Annotated in this window: 21 protein-coding genes; 10 read left to right on the forward strand and 11 right to left on the reverse strand. The window is 69.0% G+C overall.

The annotated features are described in order from the left end of the window. Positions 1–129: 129 nt before the first annotated feature. The 6 genes from ACCD06_RS16970 (at position 130) to ptsP (ending at position 4,888) form a co-directional block, all read left to right on the forward strand. Entirely contained in the window at positions 130–546 is a 417-nt protein-coding gene (locus ACCD06_RS16970; protein ID WP_413341970.1) for a hypothetical protein, read from the forward strand. 178 nt (positions 547–724) lie between these two features. Further along, positions 725–1,198 (forward strand): HPr kinase/phosphorylase, encoded by a 474-nt coding sequence (locus ACCD06_RS16975; RefSeq protein ID WP_413341972.1) that lies wholly within the window; start codon positions 725–727, stop codon positions 1,196–1,198. Continuing rightward, the gene (rapZ, locus tag ACCD06_RS16980; RefSeq protein ID WP_247871315.1) at positions 1,195–2,193 is read left to right on the forward strand and encodes an RNase adapter RapZ; all 999 of its coding nucleotides are present in this window, start codon (positions 1,195–1,197) and stop codon (positions 2,191–2,193) included. Before ACCD06_RS16975 ends, rapZ begins: the two co-directional genes overlap by 4 nt. Positions 2,194–2,315: 122 nt before the next feature. Further along, positions 2,316–2,714 (forward strand): PTS sugar transporter subunit IIA, encoded by a 399-nt coding sequence (locus ACCD06_RS16985; RefSeq protein ID WP_042690507.1) that lies wholly within the window; start codon positions 2,316–2,318, stop codon positions 2,712–2,714. A gap of 10 nt (positions 2,715–2,724) precedes the next feature. Continuing rightward, entirely contained in the window at positions 2,725–3,027 is a 303-nt protein-coding gene (locus ACCD06_RS16990) for an HPr family phosphocarrier protein (protein WP_109074983.1), read from the forward strand. Next, the gene (gene ptsP, locus ACCD06_RS16995) at positions 3,017–4,888 is read left to right on the forward strand and encodes a phosphoenolpyruvate--protein phosphotransferase (protein WP_413341975.1); all 1,872 of its coding nucleotides are present in this window, start codon (positions 3,017–3,019) and stop codon (positions 4,886–4,888) included. The genes ACCD06_RS16990 and ptsP overlap by 11 nt, the downstream gene beginning before the upstream one ends. Before the next feature lie 39 nt (positions 4,889–4,927). On the opposite strand, the gene ACCD06_RS17000 is transcribed toward ptsP, so the two are convergent. After that, positions 4,928–5,788: a c-type cytochrome gene (locus ACCD06_RS17000; protein WP_413341977.1), complete on the reverse strand. Its 861-nt coding sequence runs from the start codon at positions 5,786–5,788 to the stop codon at positions 4,928–4,930. After that, entirely contained in the window at positions 5,785–6,669 is an 885-nt protein-coding gene (locus ACCD06_RS17005; RefSeq protein WP_413341979.1) for a thermonuclease family protein, read from the reverse strand. Before ACCD06_RS17005 ends, ACCD06_RS17000 begins: the two co-directional genes overlap by 4 nt. A gap of 52 nt (positions 6,670–6,721) precedes the next feature. On the opposite strand from ACCD06_RS17005, the gene ACCD06_RS17010 reads away from it, so the two are divergent. Further along, complete coding sequence (locus tag ACCD06_RS17010; protein ID WP_413341981.1) at positions 6,722–8,197, forward strand: M48 family metalloprotease; 1,476 nt, start codon at positions 6,722–6,724, stop codon at positions 8,195–8,197. Between the two features lie 130 nt (positions 8,198–8,327). Continuing rightward, on the forward strand, positions 8,328–10,331 hold the full coding sequence (locus ACCD06_RS17015) for an adenylate/guanylate cyclase domain-containing protein (protein WP_413341983.1): 2,004 nt from the start codon (positions 8,328–8,330) through the stop codon (positions 10,329–10,331). Positions 10,332–10,396: 65 nt separating this feature from the next. On the opposite strand, the gene cobT is transcribed toward ACCD06_RS17015, so the two are convergent. The 4 genes from cobT to ACCD06_RS17035 all read right to left on the reverse strand — a co-directional run bounded on the left by cobT (position 10,397) and on the right by ACCD06_RS17035 (position 14,521). Next, on the reverse strand, positions 10,397–12,268 hold the full coding sequence (gene cobT / locus ACCD06_RS17020; protein WP_413341985.1) for a cobaltochelatase subunit CobT: 1,872 nt from the start codon (positions 12,266–12,268) through the stop codon (positions 10,397–10,399). Positions 12,269–12,349: 81 nt separating this feature from the next. After that, positions 12,350–12,745 (reverse strand): GxxExxY protein, encoded by a 396-nt coding sequence (locus ACCD06_RS17025; RefSeq protein WP_413341987.1) that lies wholly within the window; start codon positions 12,743–12,745, stop codon positions 12,350–12,352. A gap of 111 nt (positions 12,746–12,856) precedes the next feature. After that, positions 12,857–13,861 carry a cobaltochelatase subunit CobS gene (gene cobS / locus ACCD06_RS17030; RefSeq protein ID WP_109074988.1) on the reverse strand — a complete coding sequence of 335 codons (1,005 nt, stop codon included), beginning with the start codon at positions 13,859–13,861 and terminating at the stop codon, positions 12,857–12,859. 75 nt (positions 13,862–13,936) lie between these two features. Further along, complete coding sequence (locus ACCD06_RS17035; RefSeq protein ID WP_109074989.1) at positions 13,937–14,521, reverse strand: DnaJ domain-containing protein; 585 nt, start codon at positions 14,519–14,521, stop codon at positions 13,937–13,939. Between the two features lie 211 nt (positions 14,522–14,732). Here ACCD06_RS17035 and ACCD06_RS17040 point away from each other — a divergent pair, with 211 nt between their 5' ends. Beyond that, positions 14,733–15,008, forward strand: coding sequence for a BolA family protein (locus tag ACCD06_RS17040; protein ID WP_109074990.1), 276 nt, complete (start codon positions 14,733–14,735; stop codon positions 15,006–15,008). 255 nt (positions 15,009–15,263) lie between these two features. Continuing rightward, positions 15,264–15,746, forward strand: coding sequence for a ribbon-helix-helix domain-containing protein (locus tag ACCD06_RS17045; RefSeq protein WP_413341990.1), 483 nt, complete (start codon positions 15,264–15,266; stop codon positions 15,744–15,746). Positions 15,747–15,807: 61 nt separating this feature from the next. Here the strand turns inward: ACCD06_RS17045 and ACCD06_RS17050 are convergent, their stop codons facing one another. The 5 genes from ACCD06_RS17050 to ACCD06_RS17070 form a co-directional block, all read right to left on the reverse strand. After that, positions 15,808–16,425: a DUF2889 domain-containing protein gene (locus ACCD06_RS17050; protein WP_109074992.1), complete on the reverse strand. Its 618-nt coding sequence runs from the start codon at positions 16,423–16,425 to the stop codon at positions 15,808–15,810. A gap of 120 nt (positions 16,426–16,545) precedes the next feature. Then, positions 16,546–17,007: a CBS domain-containing protein gene (locus ACCD06_RS17055; protein WP_109152042.1), complete on the reverse strand. Its 462-nt coding sequence runs from the start codon at positions 17,005–17,007 to the stop codon at positions 16,546–16,548. A 166-nt stretch (positions 17,008–17,173) separates the two neighbouring features. After that, positions 17,174–17,662 (reverse strand): SRPBCC family protein, encoded by a 489-nt coding sequence (locus tag ACCD06_RS17060; protein WP_413341993.1) that lies wholly within the window; start codon positions 17,660–17,662, stop codon positions 17,174–17,176. A 118-nt stretch (positions 17,663–17,780) separates the two neighbouring features. Further along, on the reverse strand, positions 17,781–18,926 hold the full coding sequence (gene aroB, locus ACCD06_RS17065) for a 3-dehydroquinate synthase (RefSeq protein WP_413341995.1): 1,146 nt from the start codon (positions 18,924–18,926) through the stop codon (positions 17,781–17,783). A gap of 49 nt (positions 18,927–18,975) precedes the next feature. After that, the gene (locus tag ACCD06_RS17070; RefSeq protein WP_413342518.1) at positions 18,976–19,632 is read right to left on the reverse strand and encodes a shikimate kinase; all 657 of its coding nucleotides are present in this window, start codon (positions 19,630–19,632) and stop codon (positions 18,976–18,978) included. Between the last annotated feature and the right edge of the window lie 320 nt (positions 19,633–19,952).

Genomic DNA, 19,952 nt, shown 5'->3' on the forward strand with positions numbered 1-19,952 from the left:
ATCATGGCTTGGGTCGTTCTCTCCTGCCGGCTGCCGAGGCGCTCGGACCATATCGGTTCGGTTGTTTGCCTTTGCCTCCTACGCCCGGAAGAGGGTGGCCACAGCCCGGAACAAGGATGTGGGGTTGCCATGCCTGAGTCCGCTCCACCCGATTCCCCCGTGCAGTTTCCGCGCAGCCCCGGCCGCCGCTCCTTCGGCATCGACGCCGCTTCGGCGGAGGTCGTCGATCTGCGCCGTTACCGTCTGGCCCGCCTGATCCGCGATGCCGGCCGGCAGCAGGGCGAGCTGGCGAAGCTGATGCGGGACTCCGCGCAGGAGCGGACGCAGCTGGCGGAAGCGCTGCAGGGTGCGCAACGCCACCTCGCCAGCATCGCCGACAACTACAAGGTCCTGCTGGTGCGGCTGAAGCGGGAAAAGGACTTCCGCGACGCCTGCCAGGAGGCGGCCGAGTTGGACGATCTGGACGAGATGATCCGGCGTCGCGACGCGCTGGCCCTGGAACTGGAGGCGATCCGCCGCACCCCCCGCGGCGCCGTCGGCGCCTGAGGAGTCCCACCGCCCGATCCATTACGCCGCCTTATCAATCAGACCGCCTTATCAATCAGACCGAAAGAACGGTCGGAAGCGGATGGGGGAGCCCGGACAGGTTTCCCCGCCTGACATCATCGGCCACCGTTCCGTTTCCATTGACAGAATCGGCGCCACGTCTCACCTTCGCCAGACTATGGTGACGATTCACGGCACCTGCGTCTTGCTCTCCGGAATCGGCGTGCTGCTGCGTGGAGAGTCCGGACGGGGAAAATCGGATTTGGCCTTGCGACTGATCGATGGCGGCGCCTTGCTGGTCGCGGATGACCGGGTGGTGCTGCAGAGCGAGCCCGGCCGCCTGACCGCCTCTTCCCCGCCCGCCCTGGCCGGGCTGCTGGAGGTGCGGGGCGTCGGCATCCTGCCCGTTCCCTCGACCCCGTCCGCTCCCGTCGGTCTCGTCGTCGATCTGGTTTCCCGTCCGGAGGTGGAGCGCCTGCCGGAGGCGGAGACAGAGACGCTGCTGGGTGTCGCCCTGCCCCGCCTCGGGCTCTGCGCCTTCGACGCCTCGACCCCCGCCAAGATCCGCCTTGCCGCCGCCAGCCTGTGCGGCGGCCGGCTGGACCGGGTGCCCGCCAGCCTGTCCGCCCAGCCGAGCCCGGTCACATCATGACATCTCCCGACGTGCCGTCTTCCGAAGGGCTGGGCGATTCCGCCACCACCATTGCGTCCCGCGGGCGCGTCGTGCTGGTCACCGGCCTGTCGGGCGCCGGCATGTCGGTGGCGCTGAAGGCGCTGGAGGATCTGGGCTACGAGGCGGTGGACAACCTGCGTCTGTCGCTGGTCCCCGCCCTGATCCGGCAGGCCGACCCGAAACGCCGGCCGCTGGCCCTGGTGATCGACAGCCGCACCCGCGACTTTTCCGCGCAGAACTTCCTGGACGAGCTGGAGGAGTTGCGGGGCGACGACGACCTCGACGTCAGTCTGGTCTTCCTGGATTGCGGCGACGAGGTGCTGCAGCGCCGCTTCACCGAAACCCGCCGCCGCCACCCGTTGGCGGAGGACCGCACGGTGCCCGACGGCATCCAGCGCGAACGCGCCCTGCTGTTCCCGCTGAAGGAGGAGGCCGACGTCACCATCGACACCACGCAACTGTCCATTCACGATTTGCGGCGCATCCTGTCCGGACATTTCCGGCGTGACGCCCAGGCAGCCCTGCAGGTGTTCGTGACCTCCTTCTCGTTCCGCCAGGGACTTCCGCGCGAAGCCGATCTGGTCTTCGACGTGCGGTTCCTGACCAATCCGCATTACGATCCGGAGCTTCGGCCGCTGACCGGCCTGCATCCGGCCGTCGCCGCGCGGGTGGAGGGCGACGCCGACTACCCGGCCTTCTTCCGGAACCTGACCGAACTGCTGCGCCCGCTGCTGCCGCGCTACAACCAGGAAGGCAAGAGCTACCTGACCATCGCCATCGGCTGCACCGGCGGCAAGCATCGCTCGGTCTTCGTCGCCGAACGGCTGGCGGCATGGCTGAAGGAGCAGGGGCTGCGGGTCAACCTGAGCCATCGCGAACTGGACCGGCAGGGCCTGCGCACCGGGGCCGCGGCCGGGGCCGCCAACGCCCAGGGCGGCAATCAGGCCCCCCACTCGGCCCCTCATCAGGGATGATGCAAATTGCGCCTTGACGACCATACGTCCAACCAACGATCCAGATGCGATGAGGGCAGGCGCCTTGCGGCATCGGCCCTCGCGCAGGTCTCCGGGGAGGACCCAACCTTGAAGGATGTCCCATGATCGGTATGGTTCTTGTCACCCACGGGCGGCTGGCCGAGGAGTTCATCGCCGCGCTGTTCCACGTCGTGGGCGAACAGCAGCAGGTGCGCGCCGTGTGCATCGGGCCGGACGACGACATGGAACAGCGCCGCCAGGACATTCTGAATTCGGTGGCGGAGGTCGATGACGGATCGGGTGTCGTGGTGCTGACCGACATGTTCGGCGGCACGCCCTCCAACCTCGCCATCTCCATCATGGACAAGGCGAAGGTGGAGGTGATCGCCGGCGTCAACCTGCCGATGCTGATCAAGCTCGCCAGCGTGCGCAAGACCGAGCCGCTCGACAAATCGGTGATCGCCGCCCGCGACGCCGGGCAGAAATACATCAACGTCGCCTCCACCCTCCTGTCGGACTGAACCGCCCGCGATGAGCCACCCCGACGACATGGCGCCGACCGACGGCGAGATCCGCCGCACCGCCACCATCACCAATCAGCGCGGCCTGCACGCGCGCGCCTCGGCCAAGTTCGTCAAGCTGGTCGCCACCTTCGATGCCGAGATCTCGGTGCGCCGCGGTGATTCCGTGGTGTCCGGCGAATCGATCATGGGGCTGATGATGCTGGCCGCCGGTCCGGGGACCTGCGTGGAACTGCGCGCCAGCGGCGCCCAGGCCGACGCGGCGATGGACGCCCTCCTGGACCTGATCAACCGCAAGTTCGATGAAGAGTGACCTGCCCTCCGCCGTTCCGGCCGCCATCCCCGCCGGTGGCCCGGTGGCCAGCCCCGACCGCGGCGGTTCCGGCGGAACGCCCTCGCTCGAGTCCTGGAGCACGTCTGCCGGCGGTTCCGGGCGCGCCCTGCGCGGCCTCGGCGTGTCGCCCGGCATCGCCATCGGCCCGGCCCATGTGGTGGAAAGCGGCGCCGTCGCCATTCCCGAATATGTGATCGAGCCCGACGCGGTCGAGGCGGAGGTCGCCCGCTTCAACGAGGCGGCGACCAAGGCGCGCCGCCAGATCAAGAAGCTGAAGAGCAAGGCGCTGGTCCTGCCCGACTCGGCGTCGGAGGAGATTGGTTTCCTGCTGGACGCGCATCTGTCGATGGTCACCAACTCGCGCCTGACCCGCGGGGTGGAACATCGCATCAAGCAGGACCGCGTCAACGCCGAGGCCGCCATCCAGGCGGAGATCGCCGCCATCGCCGCCACCTTCGCCGGCATGGACGACGCCTATCTGGCCGGCCGCATCGACGACATCCGCGAGGTCGGGCGGCGGCTGACCCGCAACCTCATGAAGCAGGAATACCGGGCCTTCAGCACCCTGGCCCCCGGCAGCATCATCCTGGCGGAGGAGCTGACCCCGGCCGACACCGCCCTGCTCGACCCCGCCGTCGTCGGCGGCTTTGCCACCGTGCTGGGCGGGGCGGAGGGGCACACGGCGATCCTCGCCCGCTCGCTCGGCCTGCCGGCGGTGCTGGGCGCGCCCGGCCTGCTCGCCGGCGTTCGCAACGGCGTGACGGTGATCGTCGACGGGATGCAGGGCCGCGTGCTGATCGACCCGCCGGCCGACGTGCTGGACGACTACGGCGAACGCCGGGCCGCCCGCGAACGCGAGCGCCAGGGATTGAAGAGTTTGCGCAAGCTGCCCGCGGTCACCCGCGACGGCACCGCCGTGACGCTGATGGCGAACCTGGAGCTGCCCCGCGACCTGGATCAGGCGCTGGAGCATGGCGCCCAGGGGATCGGCCTGCTGCGGACCGAGTTCATGTTCATGAACCGCGACCATCTGCCCGACGAGGATGAGCAGTACACCGTGCTGCGCACCATGATCGAGGGGATGGGCGGCCGCACCGTCACCGCCCGCACCATGGATCTGGGCGGCGAGAAGCTGGCCGGCTGGATGGCGGGGCGCTATGGCGAGCCGGCCAACCCGGCGCTGGGCCTGCGCGCCATCCGGCTGGGCTTGCGCGAACCGAAGCTGCTGGAAACCCAGCTCGCCGCCATGCTGCGGGCCGGCGCCCATGGGCCGCTGCGCATCCTGCTGCCGATGATCGCCTCGGTCGCCGAGGTGCAGAAGGTGCGGGAGATGATGGGGCAGGTCGCCCGCCGTCTGCGCCGCCGCGGCGTCGCCATCGCCGATCCGCTGCCGCCGGTCGGGGTGATGGTGGAGGTGCCGGGCGCGGCGCTGGCGGCCGACGCGCTGGCCTATGCCGCCGACTTCTTCTCAATCGGCACCAACGACCTGACGCAGTACACGCTGGCCATCGACCGCGCCGACGAACAGGTCGCCACCCTCTACGACCCGTTGCATCCGGCCGTGCTGCGGCTGATCCAGTTCACGGTGGAGGCCGCCCTGCGCGCCCGCATCCCGGTGTCGGTCTGCGGCGAGATCGCCGGCGACCCGCGCTATTGCGCGCTGCTGCTGGGGCTGGGCGTGCGCGAGCTGTCGATGGCGCCGCTGTCGGTGCCGGCGGTGAAGAAGCGCATACGCTCGCTCGACCTGATGGAGGCGAGCCGCCGCGCCCGCGTCATCATGGACCAGAGCGACAGCGGCCGCATCGCCACGCTGCTGGACGACTTCAACGCGATCCTGTGACGCCGCCTCTCAGGGCATCTTTTCTCAGCGCACCTTTTCTCAGGGCGCCTTGCGTCCGGCCATGTGGCCCAGATATGCGACGACGCGGTCCAGATCGGCATCGCTCAGCATCGCCGGATCGAAGCCCGGCATCTGCTGGTTGGGCCATGTCCGGACGGAGCGGGGATCGCGGACCAGCCTCTTCAATCCGGCGGGGGTGAGATATTCGGTCGGGTTCATCGGCCGGTTCAGGTCCGGCCCCATCGTGGCGCTGCCTGCGCCGTTCAGGGTGTGGCAGGCCATGCATTGGGTGATGAACACCGCCTGACCGGCGCGGATCGGCGAGTCGGCGGCCAGCCCCGGCTCGACCGCCAGCTGCGGCCAGCGCCGCAACGGATCGTCCGAGGCGACGATGCGGGCCAGTTGGTAGGGCCATTGTTCGCTGCGCACCCCCGACGCCTCCGGCCGCACCCACACCAGATAGAAGGGACCGGCGGAGACCTCCTTGCCCGGCAGGTTGGGCCAGGGCCGGTCGGCCGGCTCCACCGCCAGGAAGGCGACGGCGCCGTCGGCACCGGTGCGCAGGCAAAGCTCCGGCGGCAGCTGCGCGGTGAAGCCGTCCGACGCCACTCCTTCCAGCACGGTGTCGGGCGGAAAATCGCCAATGCCGATCAGGCTGGCGAGCGGCACGGCGCGATAGCGCATCGGCCGGCCATAGGAGATGTCGGCGGGAATGTCGACGGTCACCGCGTCGGGCCGGGCCAGCAGGGCGTCGCGGTCGAACACCCGCTCGGCCCCAGCGACGGCGATCGTCAATGTCGGCCCGCCGGCCAGCGCCCTATGCGCAGGCAAGGCGGCAAGCAGAAGAATCAAGGTGGCGAGCAGGCGCCCGCCCATAGGCGCAATCGACGGCTTCATCATTCCGGGTCGTCCTCCGCTTCGTCCTCATCCCAAGGGTCTTCACCGTCCGGCTTGGCGCTTGGCAAGGCGGCGGAGGCCGGTTCCCGCTCCAGCCGTTCGATCTGCTCGGGGTGGGTGATCTCGATCATCGGCCCATTGCGCAGCGTGATCCAGCCGCGCACGCGCACGCGGCACCCCTCGTAGGACAGTGGATCGATGCCGGCGCGGGTGACCTCGCGCATCGCGGCGCGGCCGATATGGACGGTGACATCGTTGCGCCAGTCGGCGCCGAAATCCAGCCAGGTCTCGCCGCCGCCCTTGGACACCGCCAGCACCACCCCCTCCAGCAGCTGGAAGCTGTCGCGGTCGCGGGCAAGCTCGTCCGCGTCGCCGGCGTCGCGCACGGCATAGACCCGGCTGCGCCACAGCCCGTGCCCGGCATTGCGCGCGGCATCCTCGCCGGCCAGCATCTCGGCGGCATAGGCGCGGGCGTCGGGCCGGGTGTGGACCCGCGCCATCCCGCGGACCAGCAGCGCAGATTGCAGCCACAAGCCATCCTCCCGCACCAGATGGACGAGCAGCCGGCCATGGCGGTCGACCGGCGCCGGCCCATGCAGCAGGACGCGGCGGTCCAGCGCCAGATCGCTCAGCGCCCTGGTCGCCGCCTCCGCCAGCGGCCAGACGCGCCCGTCGGCCGGGTTGGCCGCGGAGCCGGCATTGCGTGGCGGCTTGGCCGCCTCGATCCCCGCCAGCCGGACCTGCCGGCCGTCCTCCAGCTCCAGCGTGTCGCCGTCCAGTACGGCGGTGACCCGCAGCGGCTCCGCAGAAGCGACGCCGGCCAGAAGCAGTCCGCACAGCAGCAGGAGGGCCAAGGGCACAAGCGGAAGCGGGACACGTCGCATCGGGAATTCCGTCGTTGCGGAACATCCGCCGTCGGGCGGGGTTCTGACCGGTATGCCGACCCACGTCTCCTTCCGCAAGCCGTTCCGCAAGCTGGCGCCAGCGCTGGCCGCACTCTGGCTGGCCGCCATCCCCGTCCTGGACACACCGGCCCGGGCCGGGCTGCTCGACAACGTCCTGTCCGGCGGCGACGAGGCGGCGCTCGGCGCGCAGGAGCATCCGAAGATCCTGGCCCAGTTCGGCGGGGCGGTGAAGGATGCAAAGCTGCAGGGCTATATCGACCAGCTCGGCCGCAAGCTTGCCGCCACCACCGCGCTGGCGCGCGAGCCCTGGACCTTCACCGTGCTGGACAGCGACGTGGCCAACGCCTTCGCCCTGCCCGGCGGCTATGTCTACGTCACCCGCGGCCTGCTGGCACTGGCGGAGGACGAGGCGGAGGTGGCCGGGGTGCTGTCGCACGAGATCGGCCATGTCACCGCCCATCATTCGGCCCAGCGCCAGACCCGGCAGACCATCGCCGGCATTCTCGCCGCCGGGGTCGGGATGGTGTTCGGCAACGACACGCTGGCGCAACTGGCCGGGCTGGGCGGCACCGCCGTGGTCGCCAGCTATTCCCGCGAGCAGGAGCTGGAGGCCGACCAGCTCGGCGTCGAGACCCTGCGGCGGACCGGCTACGACCCCTTCGCCATGGCGACCTTCCTGGAGACGCTGCGCCGCGACAGCCAGTATGAGGGGCTACGCGCCGGCAACAAGGGCGAGGGCGGCTTCGACTTCTTCGCCAGCCATCCGGCGACCGAGGACCGCATTCGCCGTGCCGCCGACCTCGCCCGCAAGATGCCGCAGGGCGGTGCCCGTCCGCGTGATCCTTACCTGGCGGCGGTCGACGGCATGATCTATGGCGACAGCCCGGAGAACGGCTATGTCCGCGGCCGGACCTTCGCCCACCCGCAGCTGGGGATCGCCTTCACCGTGCCACAGGGCTATGCGCTGCTGAACGGCGCCGATCAGGTGGTCGCCAAGGGGCGGAACGGCACCGCCATGGCCTTCGACGGCGGATCGGCCGCCGGCGTCTCCGACCCGGTCGCCTTCCTGACCAGCGTCTGGGGCAAGGGGGCCAACCTGTCCAACGTCCAGCGCATCACCATCGGCGGAATGCCGGCGGCGACCGCCACCACGCGCGGCGAGTCCAACGGCGACAGCGCCGACATCCGGCTGGTGGCGATCCGCGCGCCGGACGGAAAGATGTACCGCTTCACCTTCCTGGCGCCGGCAGGGGCGCTGGCGCGTTTCGATGCCGATTTCCAGGCGGCGGCCAACAGCTTCCACCGCCTGACCGCGGAGGAGGCCGCCCGCTACCGCCCCCGCCGCGTCCAGGTGACGACGGTGCGGCCCGGCGACAGCGTCGACGGCTTCGTCCGCCGCATGCCGCAGGAACCTTACGCCGAGGAATTGTTCCGGATCATCAACGACCTGCCGCCCGGAACACCCCTGCAGCCCGGCCACCGGGTGAAGGTGATCGTTGGCGAATAGGGGGCGAATAGGGGGCGAATAGGCGGCGAACAGCCCCTCTCCGCAATCACGAGCGTGGCCGCATGAAATCCGCGTAAGGATACAGCCCGGCGGGTTGCCGCCGGACGGGCGGGCGGGTAGGCTGCCGCGCATGTCCGACACCCCGTCAGCACGCGCCCCGATCGCACCGGCCAAGGCTGCGAAGCCGCCGCAGCCGCCGAAGCCCGCCGGGCGTCGGCGGCTGCGGCTGCCCATTGCCGCGGTGCTGGTTGCGGGGTTCGGCTCCCTGATGCTGGCGGCGGTCGCCAGCGTGCTCGTCCTGGGTTTGGTCAGCGCCACCACCAACACCTTCGCCCTGCTGAACGACAAGGCCGATCTGGCGCTGGCCGGGGTGGAGGTGCGGGTCCGCCACCAGCTCGACCCCGCGCGGGAGATGGCCCGCTTCGTTGCCGGGCTGGTGGAGCGTGGCGATCTGCGCGCCGGCGACACCACGGCGATGATCGACACGCTGCGCGGTGCGCTGGCCGGCGCGCCGGACGTCACCGGCCTTGCCTTCATCCGCCCCGACCTGACCGGGGTCCGCGTCGGCCGGCTGAACGGCGACCTGATCGCCGAGCCCTTCGACATGCAGGGCGAAAGCGACATCCCGCCGGAGGTTCTGGACGGTCCCAACCGCAGCGCCGCCAGCTGGGCCGACCCGCGCTGGCTGAAGGAGGCGCAGAACAGCTTCGTCACCCTCTATCAGCCGGTGCGGCGTGATGGCCGCTATTTGGGGCAGGTGGCGGTCGGCGTCTCGTTGGGCGACCTGTCGCGCTTCCTGCAGGTGCTGTATGTGGAGCAGGGGCTGAACGCCTTCGTGCTGTACGACCACAGCCATGTGCTGGCCCATCCGGCGCTGGTCGGCCGGACCTTCGATTTCTCCGGCAAGCTGGACGGGCCGCCGCTGCCGCGCATCGATCAGGTCGACGATCCGGCGCTGGCGGCGCTGTGGTCCAGCGGCGTGCCGGTCCAGTCGCTGAAGAAGCGGGTGGAGGCGCGCGGCGTGCGCGTTCTCGGCAGCGAATACATGTTTCTGACCCGCAAGATGGCGGGGTACGGCCAGCAGGACTGGATCATCGGCATCGGCTATCGCGACGGCGAGATGGGGGTGGAGATCCGCCGTCTCTATGTCACCGGCGCCGTCGGTTTCGCCATCCTGCTGGTGTCGGTCGGAGTGGCGCTGCTGGTCGGGCGGCGGATCAGCCGGCAGGTGGCTCGGCTGGCCGAGGCCGCCGACCGCGTCCGCGCCTTCGAATTCCGCGCCATCCCCGACCTGCCGGACTCCCGCCTGCGCGAGATGGCGCGCGCCGCCGCCGCCTTCAACGCCATGATCGCCGGCCTGCGCTGGTTCGAGACCTATGTGCCGAAGGCGCTGGTCCTGCGCCTGATGCGCCAGCGCGAGACCGAGGGCGGGCTCGATTCCGTCCAGCGCGAGGTGACGGTGATGTTCACCGACATCCGCGGCTTCTCGCGCATGGCCGAGCATATGGCCGCCGCCGACACCGCCGCCCTGCTGAACGAGCATTTCACCCTGCTCGCCGCCTGCATCGAGGCGGAAGGCGGCACGGTGGACAAGTTCATCGGCGATTCCCTGATGGCCTTCTGGGGCGCGCCGGAGGCGCAGGAGGACCATGCCGTCCGCGCGTTGCGCGCCGCGCTGGCGATCCACCACGCCATCCGCGCCGACAACCGCCGCCGCGTCGCCGCCGGCCGGGCGCCGATCCATGTCCGTGTCGGGCTGCACAGCGGCCCGGTGGTGGTGGGCAACATCGGTTCCGACAGCCGGATCAACTACACCATCGTCGGCGACACCGTGAACGTCGCCGCCCGCATCGAGGAGCTGTCGGCCGCGCTCCAGGGCGATGCCGAAGTGATCGTGCTGACCAGCGGCGTCACCGCCGCCAAGGGCAAGGACGCCGTCCCTCTGGTCCGCCAGGGCGGCCGGTCACTGCGCGGCCGCACCGGCATGACCGAACTCTGGCGCCTGGTGCTGGAGGAGGAGAAGAAGGCCGCACCCCCGGCGGGGGAGAAGGCGACGCCATCTCTCTCCCTCCCTTCCCTTCCCGATGCGGGAGAAGGCGCGAAGCCGGCGTTCGCAGGTAAGGATACACCCTGATCCGGGTCGGAATTTCCAGCTAAGTCACTGAAAAGACTGGAAACATCCCTTCCCGCTTCCTTACGTCAACGCCAGCCGCGACGGCCACCGCGGCGGTCGTCCTCGTCGAACAGTTCGGCCAGCTTGTTCATCATCGTGCCGCCCAGCTGCTCCGCATCGACGATGGTCACGGCGCGGCGGTAGTAGCGGGTCACGTCGTGGCCGATGCCGATCGCCACCAGTTCCACCGGCGACCGGGTCTCGATCTGCTCGATGGTCTGGCGCAGGTGGCGTTCCAGATAGTTGCCGGCATTCACAGACAGGGTGGAGTCGTCCACCGGCGCGCCGTCGGAGATCACCATCAGGATGCGGCGCTGTTCCGGCCGGCCGAGCAGCCGGTTGTGCGCCCATTGCAGCGCCTCGCCGTCGATGTTCTCCTTCAGGATGCCTTCGCGCAGCATCAGGCCCAGATTCTTGCGGGCGCGGCGCCACGGCATGTCGGCGGCCTTGTAGACGATGTGGCGCAGGTCGTTCAGGCGGCCGGGATGCGGCGGCTTGCCGGCGGCGACCCAGGCCTCGCGCGCCTGCCCGCCCTTCCAGGCGCGGGTGGTGAAGCCCAGCACCTCCACCTTCACCGCGCAGCGCTCCAGCGTGCGGGCGAGGATGTCGGCGCTCATCGCGGCGATGGAGATCGGCCGGCCGCGCATCGAGCCGGAATTGTCGATCAGCAGCGACACCACCGTGTCGCGGAAATCCATCTCCTTTTCCGCCTTGAAGGAGAGCGGCAGCACCGGGTTGGCGACGACGCGGGCCAAGCGGGCGGCGTCGAGGATGCCCTCCTCCAGGTCGAAGTTCCACGACCGCTGCTGCTTGGCCATCAGCCGGCGCTGCAGCCGGTTCGCCAGCTTGGAGATCACGCCCTGCAGATGCTGCAGCTGCTGGTCCAGCAGGTGGCGCAGCCGCTCCAGTTCCGCCGGGTCGCAGAGGTCGGCGGCGTCCACCACCTCGTCATACTGGGTGGTGAAGGCCTTGTAGGCGTTGGGGTCGGGTTCGTTGCGGCGGTTGACGTCATTGCGCCAGGGCTGGCCGGGGCCGGCGGGCTCTTCCGCCCCCTCGCCCTCGCCCATCTCCATGTCGCCTTCCTCGCCGGCGCCCTCCTCGGCGCTTTCGCCGGCCTCCGACGAATCCTGCATGTCGGAGGACGCCATGGATTCGGAGTCGGACTGGTCCTCGTCCTGGCCGCGGGTCTGGCCGTGCTCCGGCGATTCGTCGTTCTCGGAGGACTGGGTCTGCTGGTCCTCCTCCTCTTCCTGGTCGGCTTCCTGCCCGACTTCCATGTCGAGGTCGGCCAGCAGGCGGCGGACGGCCTTGGCGTAGGCTTCCTGGTCGCCGGCATAGTTGGCCAGCCCCTTCATATCCTTGCCCAGCCGCTCCTCGATCCAGGGACGCCAGAGGTCGACGGCATGGGCGGCGGCAGGCGGCGGCGGCGCACCGGTCATCGCCTCGCGCGCCATCAGCCGCAACGCTTCGGACAGCGGCACCTGCCCGCGATCCTCGACGCGGTCGAGGCCCTGGCGGGCGTAGCGGTCTTCCAGCGCCGCTTCGAGGTTATGGGCGACACCGGCCATGTCGCGGCTGCCCAACGCTTCGCAGCGCGCCTGCTCCAGCGCGTCGTAGGCCTGACGCGCGGCATCGCCCAGCGGCATGCGGTGGGCATGCACCGTGGAATCGTGATAGCGCAGCCGCAGCGCCACGGCATCGGCCGCCCCGCGCAGCTTGGCGACCTCGACCGGGTTCAGATCGCGCGCCGGCAGCGGCACCCGCACCCGCTGGCCCGACAGCCCCGGCGGATCGGACGAAAAGCCCACCTGCACCTCCGCCCGGCGGGACATGGCGCGCACCGTGGCGGTGGTGGACCGCTTGAAGGCCTCGACGGGGGTGTCGTTCTGGGTGGTCATCGCGGGGGCGTCTTCGTTCTTGGGAGAGTTACGGCGCGGTGGGCAAGATTGACACGGATGTCACGGATTTAGACACGGATTTCACGGATGTCTTGACCGTGGCAGTACACGCCTGATCGCAAGGCGCGGCTCAGCAAAGTTGAAAAGGAGAGCCGTAGGCAAACCACTGACATGGAGGTAGTTCAAGACCTGCCTGACATGTGAATCGCCCAACGCTTCGCATGCTTTCAATTCGATGATGACCTGTCCTTCCACAACGATATCCGCATAGTAGCTTCCCACCGGGTCGCCTTTGTAACGGACTTGGAACGGTACCTCGGCAGCGGCCTCCAGTCCGCAGTCCGCCAGTTCGCGCAGCAAAGCCTTTTTATAGACTGCTTCGACGAAGCCATGACCGAGGCCGTTGTGTACGGCGAACGCGGCGCCGACGATGCGCTTGGTCAATTCATCCAGCGCGTCGCCAAGGCTCACCTTCATCCGTGACATCCGTGTTTAAATCCGTGACATCCGTGTCGATCTTGTGTGCGTGGCCGCGACCCTGCGCAAGGCGGATACTGTCCTGGCGAGTTCCGCGGCCGAACACCATCATCACACGAGGTTCGCCTGGACCCCCGTCTCCGGCAGTTCGACGCCGAAGCAGCGCTGGTAGTATTCGGCGACTGTCGGCCGCTCCACCTCGTCGCACTTGTTGAGGAAGGTGATGCGGAAGGCGAAGGCGACGTCGTTGAAGATGCGCGCGTTCTCGGCCCAGGTGATGACCGTGCGCGGACTCATGACGGTGGAGATGTCGCCGTTGATGAAGCCGGCGCGGGTCAGGTCGGCCAGACGCACCATCGACGCCACCGTGTCGCGGCCCTTGGCGTCGTCATAGGACGCGACCTTGGCCTGGACGATCTTCACCTCGGCATCCACAGGCAGGTAGTTCAGGGTCGCCACGATGTTCCAGCGGTCCATCTGGCCCTGGTTGATCTGCTGCGTGCCGTGATACAGGCCGGTGGTGTCGCCCAGGCCCACGGTGTTCGCGGTGGCGAACAGGCGGAAGGCCGGATGCGGGCGGATGACGCGGTTCTGGTCGAGCAGCGTCAGCTTGCCTTCCACCTCCAGCACGCGCTGGATCACGAACATCACGTCGGGACGGCCGGCGTCATACTCGTCGAACACCAGGGCGCAGGCATGCTGCAGCGCCCAGGGCAGGATGCCCTCGCGGTACTCGGTGACCTGCACGCCGTCGCGCAGCACGATGGCATCCTTGCCCATCAGGTCGATGCGGCTGATGTGGCTGTCCAGGTTGACGCGGATGCAGGGCCAGTTCAGCCGTGCCGCCACCTGTTCGATGTGGGTCGACTTGCCGGTGCCGTGATAGCCCTGGACCATGACGCGGCGGTTGTAGGCAAAGCCGGCGAGGATGGCCAGCGTCGTGTCCCGGTCGAACCGGTAGGCGCTGTCGAGGTCGGGGACATGCTCCGAGCGCTGGCTGAAGGCCGGCACCTGCATGTCGCTGTCGATGCCGAAGACCTCGCGCACCGAGACGGTGGTGTCGGGCGTGTGGTCGAACAGGGCCGAGCTGGCCTGGGTCGCTCCTTGGGAAGCCATGGGTCGGGTTCTTACGTTCCAGCGAGTGTCGGTTGTCCGGCGGCCGCGGGATCGACCCGGCCCGCCAACGGGGTTTCAGGCAGCATAACAGGCTTTCAGCGTATTGTAGGCCTGATTGATTTCTTTCAGGCGTTCTTCCGCAGCCTTGTCGCCGCCATTGGCATCGGGATGATGCTTTTTCGCAAGCTCCCGATAGCGTGCCTTGATGCGTGTGAAGTCCACGGGCGGCGTCAATTCCAGGACCGCCAGCGCCTTTTCCTCGTCGGTGCGGGCGTGGTGGCGCCGGTGCGCCTTTTCCTCATCCTTCGTCTTGCCGGCCTCGTGACCGAATTCGAAACTGAAGCCGTTGACCACGCGCTCGCGGATGAAGCGCTCCTGCGTCGCCCATTTGCCGAGAGGCCAGCTCGGCCGCTGCCAGGTGGTGTCGCGCCGCACCTCGGCCTCGATCTGGTCGGTCGACATGCCGGCGTAATAGTCCCAGGCGCGGTTGTATTCCCGGACATGGTCCAGGCAGAACCACCAGTACTCGTTGAGACTGCTGCGGCTTTTCGGCGCACGGTATTCGCCCGCGGCGACGCACTCGGGGTGGTCGCACACACGGGTGGCCGCACGCGGAGCGGCGTAGCTGTCGTAACTGGAGCGGGTGCGGTTCCTGGTCATCGGCCAAGTATGGGAAGAGCCGATGCCTCTGGCAAGCGCGCCGAATCGGGCTTCCGTCATCCGCAATCCGCGGGGCGTTGTGCTTGACAGGCGCTTGACAGAAGCGGGGCTCGCACCCTCTCCTGGCTGCCGGCGCGGCCGACGGGAATCGCTTGCCCGGCGCCGCCCGTCCCACGCATTCCCGACCAGTGCCCAGACATCAGGACCCGCCATGGAATACGCCACCCGCATCCGCGAAAAGCTGACCGCCGGACTGGCTCCGGACCGGCTCGAGGTCGTCGACGACAGCGCCCGCCATGCCGGCCATGCCGGGGCGGACGCCGCCGGGGAAACCCATTTCCACGTCACCGTCGTCTCCGCCGCCTTCGCCGGCAAGTCGCGGGTGGAGCGCCAGCGGATGATCTACACCCTGCTGGCCGACGAACTGCGCGAGCGGGTGCATGCGCTGGGCTTGACCACCTACGCCCCCGGCGAAGCCGGGGCCTGATCGGACCAACGGATCAGGCGCCGTCACCGATCGACCGTTCGCACGCTCCAAATAATGGGCGGGTGGACGCCGGAAATAGCATACATATGGATGCAACCAAGAGTCGATTTTAGGAAATCATATAAGAATGAAAGACGCTAGCGTGGTTGCATTTCCCGCCACGTTTAGTAAAGTGCGATATATGCAACCATTTATCGCGCCGTGGCGGACACAAACTTCGCATGTCCGCCGGCGGCTTCGTGGAAGGGGCTGCGGATGGCGAAGCGTGGGCCGAAGAAGAAGCGGGTGAACACTCCCCAGACGGGGGTGGAACCGTTGAGGAGCCAGAACATCATGATCGGCGGGCACCGCACGAGCATGCGGCTGGAGCCGTCGATGTGGGATGCTCTGGAGGATATCGGCCGTCGGGAAGGTCTGACCGTCAACCGTCTCTGCACCCAGATCAAGGAGCGGATCGAAGAGCAGGCGCGCCGCCGGGGCATCAACCCGGAGGATGCGGATGTCACCCTGACCTCCGCGGTGCGGGTCTTCATCGCCTCCTATTACCGCCGGGCCTGCACCGAGGACGGCCATCAGCGCGCCGGACACGGCGGCAGCGATCCGTTCGTCGGCACGCCGTTCGACCTGCCGCCGTCCGACGAGGCAGAAGGCGTCAAGACCGCGGTCGCCGTCGGCGGCAATTTCCCGTCACCCGGTCCGGCCCTGACCGGTTCCACCCAATCCCATCTGGACGCCTGAGCGGGACCGATTCGGCACCCGCCCGGCGGATTTCCCCAGCGGATTTGCTGGAGACCGCGGCCTATTCCGCCGCCTCTTCACGGGCATCTTCGTTTTCCCCGCCGGTGTAGTGCGCAGGCCAGTGCTTGCGCACCACCTCCCCGTTGCTGTCGAAGATGTGGCACATGTTCAGCAGGACCGGCCGCTTGCCGTCGTCCTGGGCCGGCTTGCCGGCTGCCTTGGCGCGCTCCGCCGCCTCGCGCGCCAGGATCGGGTAGACGGTCTGGAAGGCGGTGGTCGCCAGCGGCCCCAGCAGCTCCACCAGATGGGTGCAGCCCTTCGCCCCGCCCAGCCGCTCCTTCACCGCGCGGGTCCAGCCCGGCCCGACGCGCAGGCCGACCAGCTGCTGGAAGCGCGGCGTGATGCTGCCGCAGGCCTTGTAGGGGCTGTGTTCGGTCACCGCCTCCACCGCCTGGACGGTCAGCTTGTCGTCCACCGTCAGGCGCATCCACATCTGGTGGATCGGCGTTCCCGGCTCCAGATGTCCGCGCTCCTCCGTGTGGAAGCCGTAGCTCTTGACGTCGGTCAGGTGGCCTTCGATGTCCCACAGCCCGTCGGCGCGCCGGAAGCCCTGGCAGGTGACGCGGCGGGTGTGGATCGGCTCGCGCGCGGCGGGGGCGGACAGCGAGGGCGCGGACATCGGGCGTTCCAGTTCAGCAGTGAGGATGGCTCACCCTCGACTATCGGCGGGGCCGGGCGCCCGGTCAACCCGACCCCGCCGCAACGCAGCGTTACCTATAGGTCAGCCCCCGGCTCGCGCTCAGCCGAGGGTGGCCTCCGCCGAATAGCCGCTGCCGAACATGTAAGCCTCGCGGCTGCGCAGTTCGTCCTCCAGATGGGTGCGCACCACGGCGAACAGGTCGCGGATCGACACCATGCCGACGACCTCGCCGCCCACCGCGATGGGCAGGTGGCGGTAATGGTGCCGTTCCATCAGTTCCAGCGCCGCCAGAGCGGTGGCCGAGGGTTCCAGCGTGTCCGGATCGGCGGTCATCACCGCGGACAGCCGGGTGGTGTCGGGGTCGAGTCCGGCCGCGACCACGCGGGCGGTCATGTCGCGCTCGGTGACGATGCCCTTCAGCGTGCGCCCTTCGGTGACCAGCACCGCGGCGATGCGCTTTTCGGCCATCAGCGTGGCGGCATCGCGCACGGTGGCGCCCGGCGGCAGGCAGGACAGCTCCTGGTTCTTGATGACGTCAGGCATCAGTCGGCGTGTCGGCATGTGTCCCGTCTCCCTCGTGATTGCAGGTTTTGTGGACGAACGATGCACTCGACCGCGATTTCGCAGCGCGGCATACCGATCCTGTCAGCTTGATGCACGGATAGTCAATAGAACCGATTGCTGGGAATTTACCGCATATCGCGGTATGTCTTTGCCGACGGCGCGGTTACTGGGCGGATTCCAACCGCTTGCGCAGCCCGTCGAAGCCGCTGGTGTAGATGCCGGCAATCGCCTTGCGGGCTTCGGCGTCGGAGGCGCCCTTGGCCTCGAAGTGCGAGGACCAGGTGATGCGGGTGGTGTGGGCATCCACCGCGCTCAGCCGGATGGTGGAGTTGTAGTTCTTCACCGGCAGCGGTCCGCTCAGCAGCGTGTAGCGCATCCGGTGCTTGGCGGCGGACAGGCCGGTCAGCCGTTCCTGAATGGCGCCGCCGCCCTTCAGCGCAAGGTCGCGTTCCTGCTTGTTCCCCGTCTTGCGAAGATTGCAGCTCTCCACTGCCGGATGCCAGTCGCCGATGGCGCAGAAGGGGCCGATCTGTTTCCACACCTGCTCGATCGGCGCCTTGATCGTCGCCTGCTCGCGCACCTCCAGCGCCATGGCCGGCGCCGCCGCCAGCAGCAGGACCGCAACGGCCGACATGCCCATCATTGCCTTCATCACCCATCCTCCCCGATTCCGCCGCGGCGGAATGGCCGCGGTCTTGTCGGGGGAGTATGGGCGGGCAACCGTCGGCGCGGCTATTGTGCGAAAGGCGGATTGTCCGTGATATAGCGGATCAGGCGGACCGGACCGACTCGTCCAGCACGGCGCGGACGGCGGTGGCATCGACGTCGCGGCGGGTGAAGGCGTTGCCGATGCGGTCGGCCAGGATGAAGGTGATGCGGCCGTCCTGCACCTTCTTGTCCTTGGCCATCGACCTCACCAGCCCATCGACGTCCCAGGCGACGCCGGGAATGTCGGCCGGGCGCACCGGCAGGCCGACCTCGGCCAGATGGGTGCGGGCGCGCCGGGCGTCCTCGGCCGGGCACAGCCCCAGCCGGACCGACAGGTCGAAGGCCAGCACCATGCCGATCGCCACCGCCTCGCCATGCAGCAGGGTCTGGCCGAAGCCGGTCGCCGCCTCCAGCGCATGGCCGAAGGTGTGGCCCAGGTTCAGCAGCGCGCGGTCGCCGCTCTCCCGCTCATCCACACCGACGATGTCGGCCTTGGCGCGGCAGCTGACCGTCACCGCATGGCGCCGGGCATCGCTGTCTCCGTCCACCACCCGCCGGCCGTTCCGCTCCAGCCATGCGAAGAAGTCGGGCTGGCGGATCAGGCCGTATTTCACCACCTCGGCATAGCCGGCCAGCACCTCGCGGCGGGGCAGGGTGTCCAGCGTGGCGGTGTCGGCGATGACCAGCCGTGGCTGGTGGAAGGCGCCGATCAGGTTCTTGCCGTGGCGGCTGTTGATTCCGGTCTTGCCGCCGACCGAGCTGTCGACCTGGGACAGCAGCGTCGTCGGCACCTGGATGAAGTCGATGCCGCGCAGCGCCGACGCCGCGGCGAAGCCGGTGATGTCGCCGATCACCCCGCCGCCCAGCGCCAGAAGGACGGTCGACCGCTCGATGCCGCGGCCCAGGATGTCGTCCATCAGCTGCTGGAAATGGGCGAAGTCCTTGGTCTTCTCACCGGCCGGCAGGACGATGGCCGGCTGCGGCGCGATCCCCGCCCGCTGCATCGCGGCGTTCAGCGTGTCCAGATGCAGCGGCGCCACGTTGGCGTCGGTCACCACGATGGGCGCCCGGCCGCGGGTGACGGCGGCGATGCGCTCGCCGGCATTGGCCAGCACGCCGTCGCCGACCAGGATGTCGTAGCTGCGGGCGCCCAGCTCCAGGCGGACGGTGTCGGGTGCGGCCGGGGTGGTGGCGGAGACGGAGGTCATCGGGGCAGTCCGCGAAGCTGGTGGATCGGGAAGGGGGCGGAGAAGAGGATCAGGAGGCGTCTGTCTTGGGAGCGTCTGTCTTGGGGGTGTCGCTCTTGCCGGGCCGTCCGCCGCGCGGCGCACGGTGGGGAAGCTGGACGCCGAAATGCGCCTCCAGCGCGTCGATCACCAGTTCCACCGTCACGTCGGGCGGACGTTCGTCGCTGACCACGGTCAGGTCGGCCTCGGCATAGATGGGATAACGCTGCTCCATCAGCCGGCCCAGGATGGCGCGCGGGTCGCCCTGGTTCAGGATGGGGCGGTGGGTGCGCCGGGCGGTGCGGGCGACCAGCACGTCCAACTCGGCGCGCAGCCAGACCGACACGCCGTGCTCGCGGATGGCGGCGCGGGTCTCCGGGTCCATGAAGGCGCCGCCGCCGGTCGCCAGGATATGCACCGGCTCGTCCTTCACCAGACGGCTGATGATGCGGCGTTCGACGGAGCGGAAGACCGGTTCGCCGTCGCGGGCGAAGATTTCGGCGATGGTGCAGCCGGCCGCCGCCTCGATCTCGGTGTCGGCGTCGCGGAAGGGCAGGTGCAGGCGCGTCGCCAGCCGGCGCCCGATGGCGCTCTTGCCGGCCCCCATCAGCCCGACCAGCACCACGGTGCGCGGAAGCAGCGGCTCCGCATCCTCCGCCGCACCCGTGCCCGGACCTTGGGCCGTCATCGCCTTGCGCAGTCCCATCACATCCATCCGATCCGCCACCCGTACCCTTCGATGCCAGCAGGCCCATGTCCCCGGCCCATGTCCCCGGCCCATGTCCTCGCAGGCCGTCACACCGCTGAAACAGACAACACTCATACCCGCCGACAGCTGGCCGGCACAAGCGCCCCGGCCTTGTCCAAAGATCGGGTGGACGGGTTGCGCCGCGGTCCGACCTGTGGCTACACTGCGCCGCCTCCCGGCCCCCGGCCGGGACCGCGGATGCTTTAGCAGAAAAGCCATTGCTTGTCCCAAGCCCTGCGGACGCAGGGCGTGGTAGCTCC

Origin of the sequence: Azospirillum sp. CT11-132 (assembly GCF_047302835.1) — a bacterium.
Taxonomy (GTDB): Bacteria; Pseudomonadota; Alphaproteobacteria; order Azospirillales; family Azospirillaceae; genus Azospirillum.